The 16,062-nt window shown below is 34.1% G+C and carries 16 protein-coding genes and 4 pseudogenes; 11 read left to right on the forward strand and 9 right to left on the reverse strand.

Features of this window, described 5'->3' with window-relative positions; translation table 11 throughout:
- Window positions 1–27 precede the first annotated feature (27 nt).
- The 3 genes and pseudogenes from JFU23_RS29790 to map all read left to right on the forward strand — a co-directional run bounded on the left by JFU23_RS29790 (window position 28) and on the right by map (window position 2,795).
- Window positions 28–1,239: an IS110 family RNA-guided transposase gene (locus JFU23_RS29790; RefSeq protein WP_201031483.1), complete on the forward strand. Its 1,212-nt coding sequence runs from the start codon at window positions 28–30 to the stop codon at window positions 1,237–1,239.
- 142 nt (window positions 1,240–1,381) lie between these two features.
- Window positions 1,382–1,543: pseudogene (locus JFU23_RS29795) on the forward strand (IS4 family transposase); the annotation flags it as partial.
- A gap of 511 nt (window positions 1,544–2,054) precedes the next feature.
- A complete protein-coding gene (map, locus tag JFU23_RS29800) occupies window positions 2,055–2,795 on the forward strand; it encodes a type I methionyl aminopeptidase (protein ID WP_016093807.1) in 741 nt (246 codons plus the stop codon).
- 348 nt (window positions 2,796–3,143) lie between these two features.
- Here map and JFU23_RS29805 read toward each other — a convergent pair whose 3' ends face one another.
- The 5 genes and pseudogenes from JFU23_RS29805 to JFU23_RS29825 all read right to left on the reverse strand — a co-directional run.
- Window positions 3,144–3,536: a DUF3244 domain-containing protein gene (locus JFU23_RS29805; protein WP_201033501.1), complete on the reverse strand. Its 393-nt coding sequence runs from the start codon at window positions 3,534–3,536 to the stop codon at window positions 3,144–3,146.
- Between the two features lie 70 nt (window positions 3,537–3,606).
- A complete protein-coding gene (locus JFU23_RS30365; RefSeq protein WP_207192992.1) occupies window positions 3,607–3,897 on the reverse strand; it encodes a sodium:proton antiporter in 291 nt (96 codons plus the stop codon).
- 513 nt (window positions 3,898–4,410) lie between these two features.
- Window positions 4,411–4,566: pseudogene (locus JFU23_RS29815) on the reverse strand (IS4 family transposase); the annotation flags it as partial.
- A gap of 142 nt (window positions 4,567–4,708) precedes the next feature.
- Complete coding sequence (locus tag JFU23_RS29820) at window positions 4,709–5,920, reverse strand: IS110 family RNA-guided transposase (RefSeq protein ID WP_201033503.1); 1,212 nt, start codon at window positions 5,918–5,920, stop codon at window positions 4,709–4,711.
- Between the two features lie 240 nt (window positions 5,921–6,160).
- A pseudogene (locus tag JFU23_RS29825) lies at window positions 6,161–7,438 on the reverse strand (IS4 family transposase); the annotation flags it as partial.
- Between the two features lie 129 nt (window positions 7,439–7,567).
- Between JFU23_RS29825 and JFU23_RS29830 the strand changes: the two are divergent.
- The 5 genes and pseudogenes from JFU23_RS29830 to JFU23_RS29850 form a co-directional block, all read left to right on the forward strand.
- The gene (locus JFU23_RS29830) at window positions 7,568–7,711 is read left to right on the forward strand and encodes a hypothetical protein (RefSeq protein WP_002144241.1); all 144 of its coding nucleotides are present in this window, start codon (window positions 7,568–7,570) and stop codon (window positions 7,709–7,711) included.
- Between the two features lie 184 nt (window positions 7,712–7,895).
- Window positions 7,896–8,075 (forward strand): hypothetical protein, encoded by a 180-nt coding sequence (locus tag JFU23_RS29835; RefSeq protein WP_078177517.1) that lies wholly within the window; start codon window positions 7,896–7,898, stop codon window positions 8,073–8,075.
- Between the two features lie 473 nt (window positions 8,076–8,548).
- Window positions 8,549–8,707: a hypothetical protein gene (locus tag JFU23_RS30835; RefSeq protein WP_242483565.1), complete on the forward strand. Its 159-nt coding sequence runs from the start codon at window positions 8,549–8,551 to the stop codon at window positions 8,705–8,707.
- Window positions 8,708–8,803: 96 nt separating this feature from the next.
- A complete protein-coding gene (locus JFU23_RS29845) occupies window positions 8,804–8,953 on the forward strand; it encodes a hypothetical protein (RefSeq protein ID WP_162533051.1) in 150 nt (49 codons plus the stop codon).
- A gap of 13 nt (window positions 8,954–8,966) precedes the next feature.
- Window positions 8,967–9,230, forward strand: a pseudogene (locus JFU23_RS29850) (siphovirus Gp157 family protein); the annotation flags it as partial.
- A gap of 363 nt (window positions 9,231–9,593) precedes the next feature.
- Here JFU23_RS29850 and JFU23_RS30840 read toward each other — a convergent pair.
- Both JFU23_RS30840 and JFU23_RS30845 read right to left on the reverse strand, forming a co-directional pair.
- Window positions 9,594–10,235, reverse strand: coding sequence for a WYL domain-containing protein (locus JFU23_RS30840; RefSeq protein ID WP_307838379.1), 642 nt, complete (start codon window positions 10,233–10,235; stop codon window positions 9,594–9,596).
- Window positions 10,136–10,555, reverse strand: coding sequence for a helix-turn-helix transcriptional regulator (locus JFU23_RS30845; protein ID WP_235702255.1), 420 nt, complete (start codon window positions 10,553–10,555; stop codon window positions 10,136–10,138). The genes JFU23_RS30840 and JFU23_RS30845 overlap by 100 nt, the downstream gene beginning before the upstream one ends.
- An 80-nt stretch (window positions 10,556–10,635) precedes the next feature.
- Here JFU23_RS30845 and JFU23_RS29860 point away from each other — a divergent pair, with 80 nt between their 5' ends.
- The gene (locus JFU23_RS29860) at window positions 10,636–11,145 is read left to right on the forward strand and encodes a ClbS/DfsB family four-helix bundle protein (RefSeq protein ID WP_201033505.1); all 510 of its coding nucleotides are present in this window, start codon (window positions 10,636–10,638) and stop codon (window positions 11,143–11,145) included.
- A 220-nt stretch (window positions 11,146–11,365) separates the two neighbouring features.
- On the opposite strand, the gene JFU23_RS29865 is transcribed toward JFU23_RS29860, so the two are convergent.
- Together JFU23_RS29865 and JFU23_RS29870 are read right to left on the reverse strand one after the other, a co-directional pair.
- Window positions 11,366–12,696, reverse strand: a protein-coding gene (locus JFU23_RS29865) for an IS3 family transposase (protein ID WP_201033506.1) whose coding sequence is annotated in 2 segments (ribosomal slippage) — window positions 11,366–12,312 and window positions 12,312–12,696 — 1,332 coding nt in all. Because the reading frame shifts where the segments join, the coding sequence is not laid out codon by codon here.
- A 170-nt stretch (window positions 12,697–12,866) separates the two neighbouring features.
- A complete protein-coding gene (locus JFU23_RS29870; RefSeq protein WP_201033507.1) occupies window positions 12,867–13,724 on the reverse strand; it encodes a glycine betaine ABC transporter substrate-binding protein in 858 nt (285 codons plus the stop codon).
- A gap of 246 nt (window positions 13,725–13,970) precedes the next feature.
- Here JFU23_RS29870 and JFU23_RS29875 point away from each other — a divergent pair, with 246 nt between their 5' ends.
- Together JFU23_RS29875 and JFU23_RS29880 are read left to right on the forward strand one after the other, a co-directional pair.
- Entirely contained in the window at window positions 13,971–15,176 is a 1,206-nt protein-coding gene (locus JFU23_RS29875) for a quaternary amine ABC transporter ATP-binding protein (protein ID WP_088045364.1), read from the forward strand.
- Entirely contained in the window at window positions 15,169–15,999 is an 831-nt protein-coding gene (locus JFU23_RS29880; protein ID WP_201033508.1) for an ABC transporter permease, read from the forward strand. Before JFU23_RS29875 ends, JFU23_RS29880 begins: the two co-directional genes overlap by 8 nt.
- Window positions 16,000–16,062 lie beyond the last annotated feature (63 nt).

Consider the following 16,062-nt stretch of genomic DNA (forward strand, 5'->3'; position numbering starts at 1 on the left):
CTTCAATTCCACCTGAGGAGGCGCTATATGAAACACGTTATTGCATTTGATATCAGTATGGGTAAAAGTTATATGGTAATTTATAATGCACAAAAACAATGCGTATTCGAAAGTGAAATCAAGCATTCTAAGCCTGATTTTAAAAAGCTACAAGAAAAGATACATAAGCTTACAGATGAAACCGGCGAATCACCTGAAATTGTGTTCGAAGCAACAGGGATCTATTCCAGACAGCTAGAACGATTTATGCAAAATAACCAGTATACATATTGTTTATTAAACCCATTAGAAGCCAAAATACAATGTGATTCCTTGCGGATTCATAAGACAGACCGAAGCGACGCACACCGATTAGCTCTCACTCATTTTACAGTTACCCGAAGGGTATCTACCGGAACTGATAATTTATTCTATCAGTTAAAATCTCTTTCTAGATTATATAGTGAACTGGATGATGAATTATCAATAATTCGCGGCCGTATGCATAAAGTAATCCAATTAACATTTCCAGAATTGGAAAGAATATTTACTAGTAAATCTGATTTGTTTTTAAATTTTGTTCAACTATTTCCCCACCCAGATTGTGTTTTAGGTCTTTCTAAAACCATTATAAAAAATCGTATTCGTGCCAATACCAATAAAAAAATATCAAATATTACGGCGGAGAAAAAAGCGATTCAGATACTTGAAATAGCGAAAATTTGCTATCCTGCTGTTTCTCAGAACGATGTTCTGTGTGACCAGCTCAAATTATACGCAAGGCGCTATCAAGAGCTTCTTCACCAAAAAGAAATCTGTATTAGCAAGATGGTGTATGTAGCTGAGCAACGCGCAGAATACGATATCATTCGCAGTCTCCCTGGGATTGGACCGAATACTGCCGTACGCTTGATGGCTGAAATAGGAGATATTACTCGTTTTAACAATAACAAGCAACTCAATGCATTTGCTGGTATTGATATACGCCGTTTTCAATCAGGTAAAACCTTTTTTAAAGATAAAATCAATAAACGTGGAAATAAACATTTGCGGAAGCTCCTTTTCCTCATCATCCAGAACATGATTAAACAACGACGTTACGGACAAAATCATATTGTTGAGTATTACGATAAATTAAAAACGCAACCTTATAACAAGTGTCATAAAGTTGCGTCCATTGCATGTGTAAATAAATTATTGAAGCTTCTCTTCTATCTCATTACACATAATATGCACTATGATTATCGGTTAGCCGCCTAAAACCATAGTTTCATCCATCGTACCATATCTTCCCCCTAGTAAAAAATGGACACATATTAGGGGTATTTGGCTTGCATTCTAATTGGCTTAAAATCTCTGGCATTTAATCAATTATAACTCTAAAAAACATTTGACTAATCGTAAGAAAAACACCCAAGAAGTAACAAAGATTCTAATCCGCCTATTCCACCTACTACAGAAAAACGGGCGGAAATCTCATCGATATGAGAAGAAAACAGTCTTTGATATTATGGGTGTTATCTATGAGTATAGTGGATTTAGAAAACAAAAGAAAGCTGCATAATCTTTAAAAATAATACCTACCTAGGTTTATTTGGCATGCTCATTTTTAAGGAGAAAAAGTGTTTTAAGAGTTTTTTAGTTTATTTGAACGAAAGTTCATTTTGTTTCCGTTCTTAAGTTGATGGGCATGTATGGTGACCCCATAGCCATCAAGCTAAAATTTTATAGTACCCCCAGAACGAAATTTTGTGCTAACTTATAACGAAATAGCTTGTTTTTTCAATTTAGGGGGGATTTTGTTTTATTAGCTTGATAGCGATGGGGTAGCGTCAGGAAAATGCGGATTTACAACGCTAAGCCCATTTTCAAGACGATTCCCCTGTTTCTAACAACGTTAAATTTGTTAAATTACAAATGTATCCAGAGCCTCATTATATAGAAAGCTATCGGAAAAGAACAAATAGTGTTTTCTTCCCTCATTAAAGGGCCAGATTGTTGAAGAAAACCCCCGTTCCTGCTAGAAACTAAATGGTATACTAATCATAAAATACTTTAAAAAGGGAGGATATACAATGGTTGCAAAGACTGAAGAGGATTTTAATGGATTAAAAGTAATTGGTGAAATTTGTGGCGCGATTCGAGATGAATTAGTCCATAGTACGAAACCTGGAATTACCACAAAAGAACTCGATGAAATTGCGAGAGAGATGTTTGAAAAAGCAGGAGCTCAATCTGCCCCAAAAAGTGAATACGATTTTCCTGGATATACGTGCATTAGCATAAATGAAGAAGTAGCGCACGGGATTCCAGGGAGACGGACCATTCAAGAAGGGGACATTGTAAATATTGATGTTTCAGGTTCAAAAAACGGATATTTCGCAGATACCGGAATTTCCTTTGTAGTAGGGGAAGGAGAGACAATTTTACAGAAAATATGTGACGTTGCTAAAGAAGCATTCGATGCTGGACTTAAGAAGGCAAAGCCAGGTTCAAAAAAAAGCGCGCTCGGAAAAGCTGCACACAATGTAGCAAAACAGCATGGCTTAACAGTCATAAAAAATCTTACTGGACACGGTGTTGGGCGTTCGATTCATGAAGAACCAAAACACATTTTCAATTACTTCTCTCACTGTGATGACGAAATTTTAAAGGATGGTATGGTAATTGCCTTTGAGCCTATGATCTCTACATTTGAAGAGGAAGTTTTCCAATCCGAAGATGGATGGACCTGCCTAACCGATGAAAGCTTTGTGGCTCAATACGAACATACGATTATCCTTACCAAGGAAGGACCGATTATTACTACATTGTAAGAGCACTAATACCACAATAGGGCGCTTTAATGGAGCAATGAAAAGCCTAATTTTTCATTTTTATGCTGAGAAATTAGGCTTTTTAATATTGAAATTTCCTTAACGTTGTAAATCCGCATTTTCCTGACGGTACCCCATATAATAAAAAAGGACAAACCTATCACGAGATAGGTTTTGGCTCTTACAATCTGTTATCATTTGCTGTTAGCATGTACAAGTATTAGTGAAACGTACCAACTGTTTTTAGAACAACAAATGTGATGCAGCGCTTTCTTTAACTATTAAATCAACAATATAGTCATTTAATAATTAAATTGTTACTTTTATTATATTATTTTTAGATTTGTATTAGTCATATACGTAAAAGTTACCGTATACTTTTTCTTCTGAGTTATTTTTAATTTTTATTGTATATGTTCCTTCTTTGACATTAGTAAATTTAATTGTCTTAGATTTACCATCATAAGTTCCATCTATAGTTTCAGATACTGTTTTTCCAGTATCAACATTTACTAGTGTATACTTTATATTTACATCTTTTGTTTTAGGTGAATGTTGCACAGCTACTATTTCTACTGTTCCACTTAAGGTCATTTCTTTAGGAAATTCCAAAGTACGTCCTGCTCTTACTCCATCTTCTTCATAATCAAAATGTGTATAACCTGCTGCGGATGCGGGTGTGAAACCAAAAATAGAGAAACATAACAATAAACTCATAATGCTTACTAAAACTTTTTTCATAGTTTAAATCCTCCTAAATAATGTATTTTAATTACCATATAAATATTAACATAAACAGAAACAAATCGGTTTAAAATATGTTAATAATCAATATATTCAATATTGATAAATAATTATCTGAAATCCCGATTAAGTCAACAAAACTCAAATAATTTTTGTGAAGAGAGATGAATTTTTTGAAAAGAAGAAATCTGAAGATATTCACTGAAATTTCGTTCTTTACAGCACTTGTTACAATTATTGTTATACCAACTTCCTTATACATATCATTAAAAACTTCGGCTGAAAGCATGGAATCTATCCTAAGGGTCTTTACATCACTTGCGTTTTTTGCTTCTTTGATTGGTATTCCTTTAAGCATCGTTTCATTGTTCAGTAAAGAAAATTTAGCTAAAAGAATTTTTGCTTTAATTGTAAATTTATTGCCTATAAGTTTTTTTGTTTATGCTCTAACTATGGAATTTATAGACGAATTTTTCCGAACGGCACCTTAACGAATTCATCTATAAATTTCATGTATACTCTATACATGCTAGGTTAACATAACGTCTCATTATCGGTAGCAAATAAAAACGCGTCCCCTTACTCTCACAAGGGATTCGCCTTTTTCTTTTTCTATGACCCTATGCATTTTTTATACATTCCTATTCTGGAGCGCCTTTTGATTTCCCTATGTCTCCCTATTTTACGCATAAAATCTTGCATACTCTTAGCGTGGTTTTTTTCCGAAATGCTGGCGGTACCCCATCGCTATCAAGCTAAGCTTATGCAAAGTCAATTTTAGACGAGATTGTTTCTTTTTTCTAAAGGGCAAGTGTAGTTGATTGAAAGATTTGCATACGAAATAAACCCTAGCGGGTTTCACTTTTTTGAATTAAGCGGCTTGATTATAAGACAGGGTACAATTGTAAACGACACCTAATATATCAAAGACCGTTTTTTTCTCATATCGATGAGATTTCCGCCCGTTTTGCTGTAGGAGATTGAACAGGCGAAGTAACACCTTCGATAGCTCTTGGGTGTTTTTCTTACGATTAGTCAACCTGTATTTTTAAAGTTTTACTGGAGTGAATATCAGAATGAACAAGTACTTGTTATCATGCATACCAAAGACCCCTAATATATACTCGTTTTTTTACTAGGGGTGAGATATGATGAAAGAAACTATGATGTTAGGCCGTTAACCGATAATCATAGTGTATATCATGTGTAATAAGGTGAAAGAGGAGTTTCAAGAACTTGTTTACACATGCAATGGACGCAACTTTATGACATTTGTTATAGGGTTGCGTTTTTAATTTATCGTAATACTCAACAACGTGATTTTGTCCGTAACGTCGTTGTTTAATCATATTCTGGATGATGAGGAAAAGGAGCTTCCGCAAATGTTTATTTCCACGTTTATTGATTTTATCTTTAAAAAAGGTTTTACCTGATTGAAAACGGCGTATATCAATACCAGCAAATGCATTGAGTTGCTTGTTATTGTTAAAACGAGTAATATCTCCTATTTCAGCCATCAAGCGTACTGCAGTATTCGGTCCAATCCCAGGAAGGCTGAGAATGATATCGTATTCTGCACGTTGCTCGGCTATATATACCATCTTGTTAATACAGCATTCTTTTTGGTGAAGAAGCTCTTGATAGCGCCTTGCGTATAATTTGAGTTGATCACACAGAACATCGTTCTGAGAAACAGCAGGATAGGAAGTTTTCGCTATTTCAAGTATTTGAATCGCTTTTTTCTCCGCTGTAATATTTGATATTTTTTTATTGGTGTTGGCACGAATACGATTTTTTATAATGGTTTTTGAAAGACCTAAAATACAATCTGGGTGGGGGAATAGTTGAACAAAATTTAAAAACAAATCCGATTTACTGGTAAACATTCTCTCCAACTCAGGAAATGTTAATTGGATTACTTTATGCATACGACCACGAATTATCGATAATTCACTATCCAGTTCGCTATACAATCTAGAAAGAGATTTTAACTGATGGAATAAATTATTAGTTCCATTAGATACCCTTCGGGTAACTGTGAAATGAGTGAGAGCTAATCGGTGTGCATCACTTCGGTCCGTCTTATGAATCCGTAAGGAATCACATTGTAGCTTGGCTTCTAATGGGTTTAATAAACAATATGTATACTGATTATCTTGCATAAAACGTTCTAGCTGCCTGGAATAGATGCCTGTCGATTCGAAAACAATTTCAGGTGATTCGCCGTTTTCATCTGTAAGCTTATGTATCTTTTCTTGTAGCTTTTTAAAATCAGGCTTAGTATGCTTGATTTCACTTTCGAATACGCATTGTTTTTGTACATTATAAATTACCATATAGCTTTTACCCATACTGATATCAAATGCAATAACGTGTTTCATATAGCTCCTCCTCAGGTGGAATTGAAGTCTTCAACTTACACTTATCTATTCTCATTTCTTATACACGATCTCGAAGACCAACATACTAAAAACTGATTGAAATAAGGTAAGTGAAGAAGGTCAGTTTTGTATACGGATTCAGGATCCCAAAACACCCACGACCTTTTCTTCACTTCTACTATATAAAAAAATAGTAGTGCGAACCAATGCCTTGGTCTACACTACTAATCTTAGTATGTTTTGTATAGTTTGGAATAGAAGAAGAAAATAGTCTTTAATCATATATATAGCTTTATACTCACTAAGCTCTCGTTTTTTCTTCACGAGGAGCAATTGGCGCATTTGAAACATGATAGAAGAACAGAGTAGAATGGCAATCAATTGACCATATAAATGGCACTCCAATCGTTCTGGTTTTATCTTTTTACAATGATGAATTTGAAAGAATGACTTCCACGTTTTAAATAAAATTTCGATTTGCCAACGCAAAGAATACCAGTCATGTACCTGTCCCATCGGGACACTATCTGTAGGAGTGTTTGTCATGTATACATTGATACCACTGAGTCGTTTACTACGAGGAGAATACTTCATTCCTTTCTTTTTTTCTCTTACAGCTTGATCTTGTAATCGTTTTTGTTGCTGTTGTTTTGTTAATCGATGAACAATTACACGAGCTGGCACTTTATCAATCATTCCTACATAAGCATCAGCTATTTCACATGTTTGTCCTGGTTGAAGGGAGTTCATTACCGTCTCCATATCTATCTGTATATACTCTGTACCTTTCTTAATTCTTCCATCTTGAAAATAATCAGGGTTAGGATTTTTTTGATAAATACGTGTATTTGACTTGATACGAGAGATATAGTAGGCCTCTTTATCTTGTATATATTGAAGGTCTTTTAAATGAAAATAACCTAAATCTCGGATACATAAATCATTCGCTGTCACAGTTGGGGCACACAGAGAGCCGTAAGTGCGATCATGTTGTTTACCTGGACCTGTATGAATATGTAGGAACTGTCCACTTAACAAATCATACTCAAGTTGAATTTTTATCCCAGCTGTATGGCTGCATCCTCCTGCACCTGGATAAACCGATGAAAATACATCCGGGAGTTGAAATGCAGTTGAATCTAAAATACGAATACGCTTGAAAACAGAAGTATATGGAGAAGAAATCGGCATAGATGAGATCAGTTTTTGGTTTAGTAGTTCAGCTAGTATGTGTTGTAAAAGTTGGACGGCCGCCTTATTAAATCGTTGATTCAGTCCTTCAGGACTGATAAGTACTGCTGTTGATGCTTCTAAACAGCTAGATAACTGAGTTAAAGAAGTCATAGCTACATTTTGGCTCACCCATACACATAAAGCGACTAAATCTTTTGCTTGATACTTACTGGTTCGTTGTACAAAACCAACATCTCTAGCAAGATCCCGTAAGGTATTTGGAGATAAAAAACTTTGAATCTCTTGAGCAAATAGTTGTAATTCGTCAGACACAGAAACAGACATGAAAAACGCCATCCTTTCCTATGATTCTACAGAAAGAATAGCGCATTTTTTCATTTTAGGGGCAACTTGTTCTGTTAGGTTGATGGGCATGTATGGTGACCCCTAATAGATAAATAAGGTGATAAGGCAATGGATAAACAGCAGCGAGATAAAGAAGAACGAGAAAACATCATCAAAATGATACGAGATTTAAAGGCTAGAGGAGTACATAACAGTGCGGAAGCTATTGTAAATCATCATGGATACATCGTTTTAGCGGAGTTAATTAAATAGAAGAGCCCCGAGCAAAGGGATGTTGAGGGATTCGGGGCTCTCTAATATGAGTTGTACCGAGAATGAAGGGACTCGGTAAAGTTATATTATCATAATTTTCAAAAATAAAAAGTGGTAAATGTGTCCAATTGAAAAGTCCTTAGAAGAGTATATCACTCTAGCTAAATAGAGAGGGGAATGGGAATTGAATAAAGATGAATTGAATCTAGAGAGTTTTGGTCAACAGCTAATAATTACTGGTCTTGCGAGATTAGTTGAGGAAGAAGATTATACGCCACATGAAGCATTTCAACTGTTAGAAACGATTAAAAGAAATACGTTCCATACGCTTTTAGAACTAAAAAAAGAGTCTAAAGCTAAATAAAAAATGAGCCATGAGTGTGAAACTCAACGGCTCATTTTATAAGGGTAAGGTCGAATTGGCGACCTTACAAACTTATAATACCACAAATTCACAAATATAGACAAGCCTTCGCTCGTCTGAATATTCAGTAATCTAACGGTATCTCCCACCTAGCAAATGGATTCCTGGATATTCCGATGCGCGAAGCATCAGAAAGGAGTGAGAATAATGTATCCGCTAGCTAAAAACTAGCATAATAAAAAGCCCGTACAGAAGCACAGGCCGGTTGTAACACAACGGTAATTACATTTTAACAGAATAGTTAGAAATTATCAAAACAAAATAAAAAAACGACTTACCCCTAAGACGGTTTGGATATTAAAAATGAAAAAACGCCCAGTTGGGAGACAGGGCGTTTTTCGAAAAGTCGAAAGATTAAGATGCCTTCATTATATCACATCGACTTTTCGTAGTAAATAAGGAGGAATGTGGAAATGAAAGTTTTAACAAATCAAACCTTGTATCAATGTGATCATTGCGGAAAACGCCTACTTACAAAAAACGGCGCAAAAGTCCATGAAGAACAATATTGCTCAGTGGTTCTAGAAAGGAAAAAAAAGAAAAACAAGCTAAATGCAAGCACAAAAACATAGATACGCATTATGGATACATCCCTGGTGAAGCAGTTATGGAACCGCAGTATGACTATTGTGTAGATTGCGGGAAAACAATCGGATGGGGTGAAAGATGTGGTTGAAATTAAAGATAAACATGTAGAACGTGCAATCGAAACTTTAAAGCAAATGTCTGATAAAGAACAAGACAGTGTGAAAAAGATAGATCTTGACTATGTAATCACAGTTTTAACAAATAAACCACATGGCGAAATGCCGTTCTAGGAGGAAATAAACTATGAAACTTTATGACTTAACAAATAATTACCGCGAACTACAAATGATGATTGAGGATGGCGTAGATCCATCAGCATTGGAAGATACATTACAAGCAATTGAAGAAAGCATTCAAGATAAGGCGCAAAATATCGCTCTATTAATCCGCAACCTTGAAGCAGATACAGAAGCTATCAAGTTAGAAGAAAAACGATTAGCAGACCGTAGAAGAGCGGTAGAAAACAACTGCAAGAGCTTAAAAGATTACTTATATCAGCAAATGATCTTATTAGGGGTCACCATACATGCCCATCAAGTTAAAAATAAAAAGTACCCCCAAAACGATAAAAATGAATCTTGTTGCTATAAAAGACAAAAAAAATTCGTTCTGGGGGCATTATAAATATTAACTTGATAACGTTGGACTAGTGAATATTCTTAAGTTGAAGGTGCAATTTCTTTCTAATTAAATCGGTATTCTCCTAGGAAATTACTATGTTTCCATCCTAATGAAGAAATATGTTTTAATAGTTCTTCATCAAAAATCAAGTCATTTCACTTCCGTCTAAATATATCTATTAAAATGGCATCAAAAACCTAATTGAAATTAAATAAGGAATGTTATTTTATTTTGTGCGAGTTTGACCTACTATTTTGTATGTGATCTACTTTCTATCTTATAACAATCCGCCAATATATCTTTTAAATATTCCTTATATTTGGAGCGTAGCATTTCTGGAGAAATGATTTTAATTTCTTTACCGAAATACAAAAAATACTGAACTAGAAAATCTATCTCTTTTTCTCCAAAAGTCCCAATAATGTATTTATTTTGTTCTTCTTCTTGAAGAGATATGTTATCGTAAATGCGTTTATAGAACTGTTCGACCCCTTTATCACTAACTTTGACTTTAAAAGAAAAAGGGCGTTGTGTATTGAATTGTTTTCTAAATAAAGAACTAATTGTCTCTTCAGTAAAAGGAATGCTTTCTTTATCTTTATACTTTACGGATTGAATATAGTCACAACGAAAATTTCGAAATTCGTTTTTGTCTAAATCCCAACTAAAGCAATACCAATTTCCATCCGTGATTAATAATCTTAGGTGTTGAATGACTCTTTGATTGTTGCCATAGCGACAATAACTGATTTCTATTACCTTTTTATTGAATATTGCAGAGAAAAGTTCTCCTAAAAAGGGAGACTCTTTTTTTGATTTGTTCCTACAAATTGGATGACTTGATCCGCCTGTTGAACCATTTCTTTTTGCTTCTTTGGCAGTATAGCTAATAGTTTTTCTTTAATTTCTTTGTAGTCTTTATCAAATGGAGTTTTTAGCAATGTTTTTAATAGTTGTAGCGAAAAGAATATAGAATGTAATTCATTATTACTAAAATAAATTGGTGGTAGAAGTTGATTTTCTAACACGTGATATCCACCATGACTTCCCTTTTCAGAATAAAGAGGAACACCTAGTTCTTCTAAGGAAGAAATGTCTCGTAAGGCGGTACTTCTAGAAATATCGAATTCTCCAATCAAGTCGTTAAGGTTAAAATTCTTTTTTGAATTGATATAGATCATTTCTTGAATGAGTCGCTCGTCTTTTTTCATAAAAAGCTCCTAATGGTATCATGTTTTGATACCATTCTATCATATACTGAAGGTATCAAAAATAAAGGTGTGAAAGTATTATGAAACAGTACTCTAATGCTGAAGAATTAATTGAATCAATCGATAAAGCCTATAAGAAATTTATTGAAGAATTTAAGGTGATTCCTGAAGAGTTGAGAGATAAACATATCTCTGAAGTGGATAAATCTCCTTCTGAAATACTTTCTTATCAATTGGGGTGGATCAACTTGTTGTTATCGTGGGAAAAAGACGAACAATGTGGACTTGACGTACAAACGCCCACTCCAGACTACAAATGGAATAACTTAGGTAAACTTTATCAATCTTTTTATGAGCAGTACGGTGTTTTAACTTTAAAACAGCAGGAGGAAGAATTGACAAAGTTAGTTCGAAAGTTAGTCGATTGGATAAATGATCTTTCTGAAAAAGAATTATTCCAATCAGAACAAAGAAAATGGGCCACAACAAAAGCAATGTGGCCTGTTTGGAAATGGGTGCATATCAATACAGTTGCTCCATTTAAGAATTTCAGAACTAAAATTCTTAAATGGAAAAAAATAGTTTTATAAGTAATTTAAGAAAAGTAAGTATCCAGAAAGTTAGACAAAAGACAATAAAGTCCATTTCTTATACACTAAAAGAAATGGACTTTATTTATTTGAATTTTCTTAGTGTACGAAATTCGCGCTTTGTTGAAGGAACCTCATCGCTATCAAGCTAATAAAAAGAAAGAGAAATGATTATATGAAAACTAATCTGTACCCTTTGTAAAGGACATTTTGAAAAAAGTTAGGCAACATCAAGAAGATGATTTCTGTATCCAACAGGAGTCATCTTTTTTAAATTCCATTGATATCTATAGTGATTATAGTACGTCATATATTTCTTAATCTCTTGTTTCAACTCAGTAAAAGACTCGCAAGGTTTTATATGTGCTTCATCTTTCAGATGACCAAAAAATGATTCTTGTGGAGCGTTATCCCAACAGTTCCCTCTTCTTGACATAGATTGTCCGAGCTTTAGCTTTTTGACTAATTTTTGGTAGGTAGGGCTTGTGTAGTGGGCTCCTTGATCTGAATGAATATATGCACCTTCAGTCAATCGAATCCTCTTATTCCGTTTTAGTTTATGAAGAGTTGTTGTTACGAGGTCTAATGTCATCTGTTCTGAAACATGGTAAGCTAAAATTTCATTGGTTGAGCCGTCTAAAATTGTAGATAAATAAGCTCTTTTATTCTTACCGTAAACTAAATAAGTGATATCTGTAAGAAGCGTTTTTCCTGGGGTGTTTTGTTTAAATTCTCGATTTAATTGATTCGGCACTACTCGATGTTCTTTTGAAGCTTTCAGCATTCTTTTATAAGGATTTGCTTTCCGAATCGGACAGACAATCTCATATTTTTTCATGATTCTACGGATACGCTTTAAATTGTAGACAACTTGAAAATGACCCACCAATGTCATTTTTATTTGACGAGCCCCTTTCTTTCGATTTCTAAATCGAAGTGCTTTTAATATGATTTCTTTCACGATTTCATCTTGATTGTTCTTTTGTTTCCGTTGTTCTAGAGATGAAATGGAAAAATAATTATAGTATCCCGAACGGGATACACCAGCTACTTTACACAAATAACTCACCATATTTCTTAAGTTATATTTTATGATGACAGAACGAATCAGGATATATTTCTGACTAGGTGATAAAGTTATTTCCTTCTCATCCTCCCTTCCATAAGTTTGATCTTTTTTAACAATTCATTTTCTGCCTTTAGTAAGTTCCGTTCGGCTTCTAAACGAGCATACTTCTCTTCTAACGTAAGCTCTCTCTCAAGAGTTCTTCCCGCGTTTTGGCGTGTATCTCGCAAACCAAATACACCATTTTTTCTGTAAGCAGCACGCCATCTACTTCCTGATGACATAATTCGTTTCATTCCAATCATATCTATATCAAAACCACATTCTTCAAAAATATTTCGAGGTAGTTTTCCTTTCTCATTTTCCTCAATAAAAATACGCTTAAATTCATCTGTATAAGTGATACCTTTCTGACTTACAGATTTTATGTAGGGGTTATTTGATAGAATTTGAATGTCTCTTTCTGTAAATAGCTTTTTTGTCATTTTGAACTTTCTCCGATCCCAATTTTCTCTCATTATACAAGAAATACCCTATAGAATAGACTTTTTTTTCAGTGTCTATTCTATAGGGTACATTTTAAACATCACTTCTCTTTCTTTTTATTTACGAGTGGCTCCAAAAAGAAGGGATGGTTGCCGTACCCCATAAATGATTACTTTTTCATCCATGTATTTACTAATTTTTTATTCTTTTTTATCCATTTTTCAGCGGCCTGTTCAGGGTCATTCGATTCATTAATCATGGTCATCAACGTTCCGAGTTGCTCATCGGTCATGTTCCAGTTATCAAAATACTTTATAAGCTCTGGATAATCTTTTTCAAATCCTTTACGAACAGAGTAATAAATATCATCTTTTTCTCCATACACCTTTTTAGGATCTTTTAAATATTTAAGATCAAACTCTGAAAAAGCCCAATGTGGATTCCATAATGTTACTGCAATGGGTTTCTTTTGATTATATGCTTTTTTTAATTCACTCATCATAGCGGCTTCTGAAGATTGAACAAGATTTAGCTCTATCCCATATTTGTGTATCGCCTTATCTGTTAAGCCCATTAAACTGCTGCCAGGTTCAATACCAATGATTTTATTATTAAATTTATCCTTATTCGCATTCAAATCCTCAATACTATTGATATCTGTCATGTATGAAGGAACAACTAAACCAAGACCAGTACCTTTATACCACGCTGATTTTATTACAACATCATCCTTATATTTTTCATATAATGGCTTATCAGTAATTGGTAGCCAGACCTCTAAGTTGGCGTCCACATCTCCTCGTGCTACCCCGGTCCATACGGCTGCCTTTTCTAAATATAACAATTCAACTTTATAACCTTGTTCCTCAAGTAATACTTTCCACATATTCGCGGTAGCTATGTTTTCTTTCCAACTCGTTACACCAATTTTAATTTTTCCCTTTGCATTACTGTTCACGCCACTACAAGATGTAGTAATTATGCTAATTAATAATAGTATGCACAGAAGCCATATTTTTTTCTTCATCAAGCTCCTCCTAGTCTCTATGATTAGATATTTCTTCTTTAACTAACGTAGAAAATTATTTCAGTAAAGCTAAATACTTTATAATTATAAATAAATATTTTATAATTATAACTATGAATAATATAAACTAACTATTAATAGCTTAACAAAAAAATAAAAAAAGTCTTTGATGAACTATTGTAATGTACTATTTGGTTTAGAAATAGTTACAGTATTTGTTTAGAGTCAAAGAAAAGGAGTGAAAGAATGAAAGAAACGAAATTACGTGTTGAAAACGTTACAAAAGTATTTGGAAAGAATCCTTCTAAAGGAATCGCTTTACTAAAAGAGGGAAAAAGCAAAGCTGCTATATTAAAAGAAACTGGTATGAATATTGGCGTGAAGCAGGCAAAATTCGATGTTTATGCTGGTGAAATATTTGTCATTATGGGATTATCCGGTAGTGGGAAATCTACACTTGTTCGTATGTTAAATCAGTTAATCAAACCGACTTCTGGCCATATATATATTGATGGTGAAGATATCGCAACAATGGGAAAAGAATCTCTTCGAAAAGTAAGAAGAAACAAAATGAGTATGGTATTTCAAAAATTCGCCTTATTCCCTCATCGAACGGTTTTACAAAATGTTGCATATGGTTTAGAAATACAAAAAGTATCAAAAGAAGAACGAGAAACAAAAGCGTTAGAATCTCTAAAATTAGTAGGTTTAGAAAACAATAAAGATAGTTATCCGGAACAACTTAGCGGTGGTATGCAGCAGCGTGTTGGTATCGCAAGAGCACTAACAAATAATCCAGATGTCCTACTGATGGATGAATCATTTAGTGCGTTAGATCCGATTATTCGAAAAGAAATGCAAAATGAATTATTAGAACTGCAAGATAAAATGAAAAAAACGATTATTTTTATTACACACGATCTAGATGAAGCACTCCGAATTGGTGATCGTATTGCTTTAATGAAAGACGGAGAAATTGTTCAAATTGGAACACCAGAAGAAATTATGGTGAGCCCTGCAAATGAATTTGTAGAGCAATTTGTTGCTGATGTAAATTTAGGAAAAGTTTTAACCTCTGAATCCATTATGAAAAGACCGGAAACCTTATTAATTGATCGCGGTCCACGTGTTGCACTCCAAATCATGAAAAATGCTAGTGTTTCTAGCGTATATGTAGTGAATAAGAAACATGAGTTTTTAGGTGTCTTAACTGCTGATAATGCTAGTAAAGCTGTTAAAAGACAGGTTCCGATAGCGGATTTATTAGTAACAGACATTCCTCCTGTTTATTTAGATACTCTATTAGAAGAAATGTATATAAAAATGGTTAAGGCAAAGTTACCTCTTCCTGTTCTAGATGATAAACATAGATTACGAGGGATAATAAAGCGTGAAAGTATTATTCAAGCTTTAGCAGGAAATGTAGAGGAAGAGGTGAATGATAATGAATAGTATTCCACGTATTCCTTTAGGAGAATGGGTTGATACACTTGTTACAAGTTTGTATCAGCATTTCGAAGGGTTTTTCAAAGGCTTTTCTTTTATTATCGGAGGATTTGTTGATTTATTAACAAATCTATTAATATTTATCCCAGCCATTATTTTTATTGCACTCACATGCTTATTAGTTTGGTACACCTCCCGTAAAATTTCACTTATAGTATTTTCTTTAATTGGATTTCTGTTTATCCTTAACGTTAACTATTGGGAACAGACTATGCAAACACTAGCGCTTGTCTTGACGTCTGTTATTATCTCTATCATTATAGGTATACCAATTGGGATTTTGGCATCTCAGAACGAAAGGTTTTCCAAATTTTTAAAACCAACTCTTGATTTTATGCAAACAATGCCTGCATTTGTTTATCTTATTCCGGCAATTACATTCTTTGGTGTTGGAGTAGTACCAGGTATTATTGCATCTGTTATTTTTGCAATGCCACCTACTATTCGCTTTACTGAGTTAGGGATTAGGCAAGTACCAGAAGATTTAATTGAAGCAGCTAACGCCTTTGGTTCAACATCGTCACAGAAACTATTCAAAGTACAGCTTCCACTTGCAACTGGAACAATCATGGCTGGTGTAAATCAGAGTATTATGCTTTCTCTATCAATGGTTGTCACTGCATCTCTTGTCGGTGCACCAGGTCTTGGCGTAGACGTTTATCGGTCGGTTACACAAGTTAATATAGGTATGGGCTTTGAAGCAGGCCTTGCAATTGTAGTAATTGCAATTATATTAGATCGAATTACACAAGGTTTTCATAAAAAATAATTATAATGTACATACTAAAAGTTATCGTTTGAAACCGCGAGAAATTTATTGCTTAAAGCTGGT

Source organism: Bacillus sp. TH50 (assembly GCF_016650565.1).
GTDB classification, from domain to species: Bacteria; Bacillota; Bacilli; order Bacillales; family Bacillaceae_G; genus Bacillus_A; species Bacillus_A mycoides.

What these genes read in the sequence shown, in the direction of transcription:
- JFU23_RS29860 (WP_201033505.1), top strand. Translation starts at nt 10,636, where the DNA reads ATGAAACAGTACTCTAATGCTGAAGAATTAATTGAATCAATCGATAAA.
- JFU23_RS30365 (WP_207192992.1), bottom strand. Translation starts at nt 3,897, where the DNA reads ATGCTTAAAGGAATACCAATCAAAGAAGCAAAAAACGCAAGTGATGTA.
- JFU23_RS29805 (WP_201033501.1), bottom strand. Translation starts at nt 3,536, where the DNA reads ATGAAAAAAGTTTTAGTAAGCATTATGAGTTTATTGTTATGTTTCTCT.
- JFU23_RS30845 (WP_235702255.1), bottom strand. Translation starts at nt 10,555, where the DNA reads ATGAAAAAAGACGAGCGACTCATTCAAGAAATGATCTATATCAATTCA.
- JFU23_RS30835 (WP_242483565.1), top strand. Translation starts at nt 8,549, where the DNA reads ATGAAAGTTTTAACAAATCAAACCTTGTATCAATGTGATCATTGCGGA.
- JFU23_RS29820 (WP_201033503.1), bottom strand. Translation starts at nt 5,920, where the DNA reads ATGAAACACGTTATTGCATTTGATATCAGTATGGGTAAAAGCTATATG.
- JFU23_RS29790 (WP_201031483.1), top strand. Translation starts at nt 28, where the DNA reads ATGAAACACGTTATTGCATTTGATATCAGTATGGGTAAAAGTTATATG.
- JFU23_RS29870 (WP_201033507.1), bottom strand. Translation starts at nt 13,724, where the DNA reads ATGAAGAAAAAAATATGGCTTCTGTGCATACTATTATTAATTAGCATA.
- JFU23_RS29875 (WP_088045364.1), top strand. Translation starts at nt 13,971, where the DNA reads ATGAAAGAAACGAAATTACGTGTTGAAAACGTTACAAAAGTATTTGGA.
- map (WP_016093807.1), top strand. Translation starts at nt 2,055, where the DNA reads ATGGTTGCAAAGACTGAAGAGGATTTTAATGGATTAAAAGTAATTGGT.
- JFU23_RS29830 (WP_002144241.1), top strand. Translation starts at nt 7,568, where the DNA reads ATGGATAAACAGCAGCGAGATAAAGAAGAACGAGAAAACATCATCAAA.
- JFU23_RS29880 (WP_201033508.1), top strand. Translation starts at nt 15,169, where the DNA reads ATGAATAGTATTCCACGTATTCCTTTAGGAGAATGGGTTGATACACTT.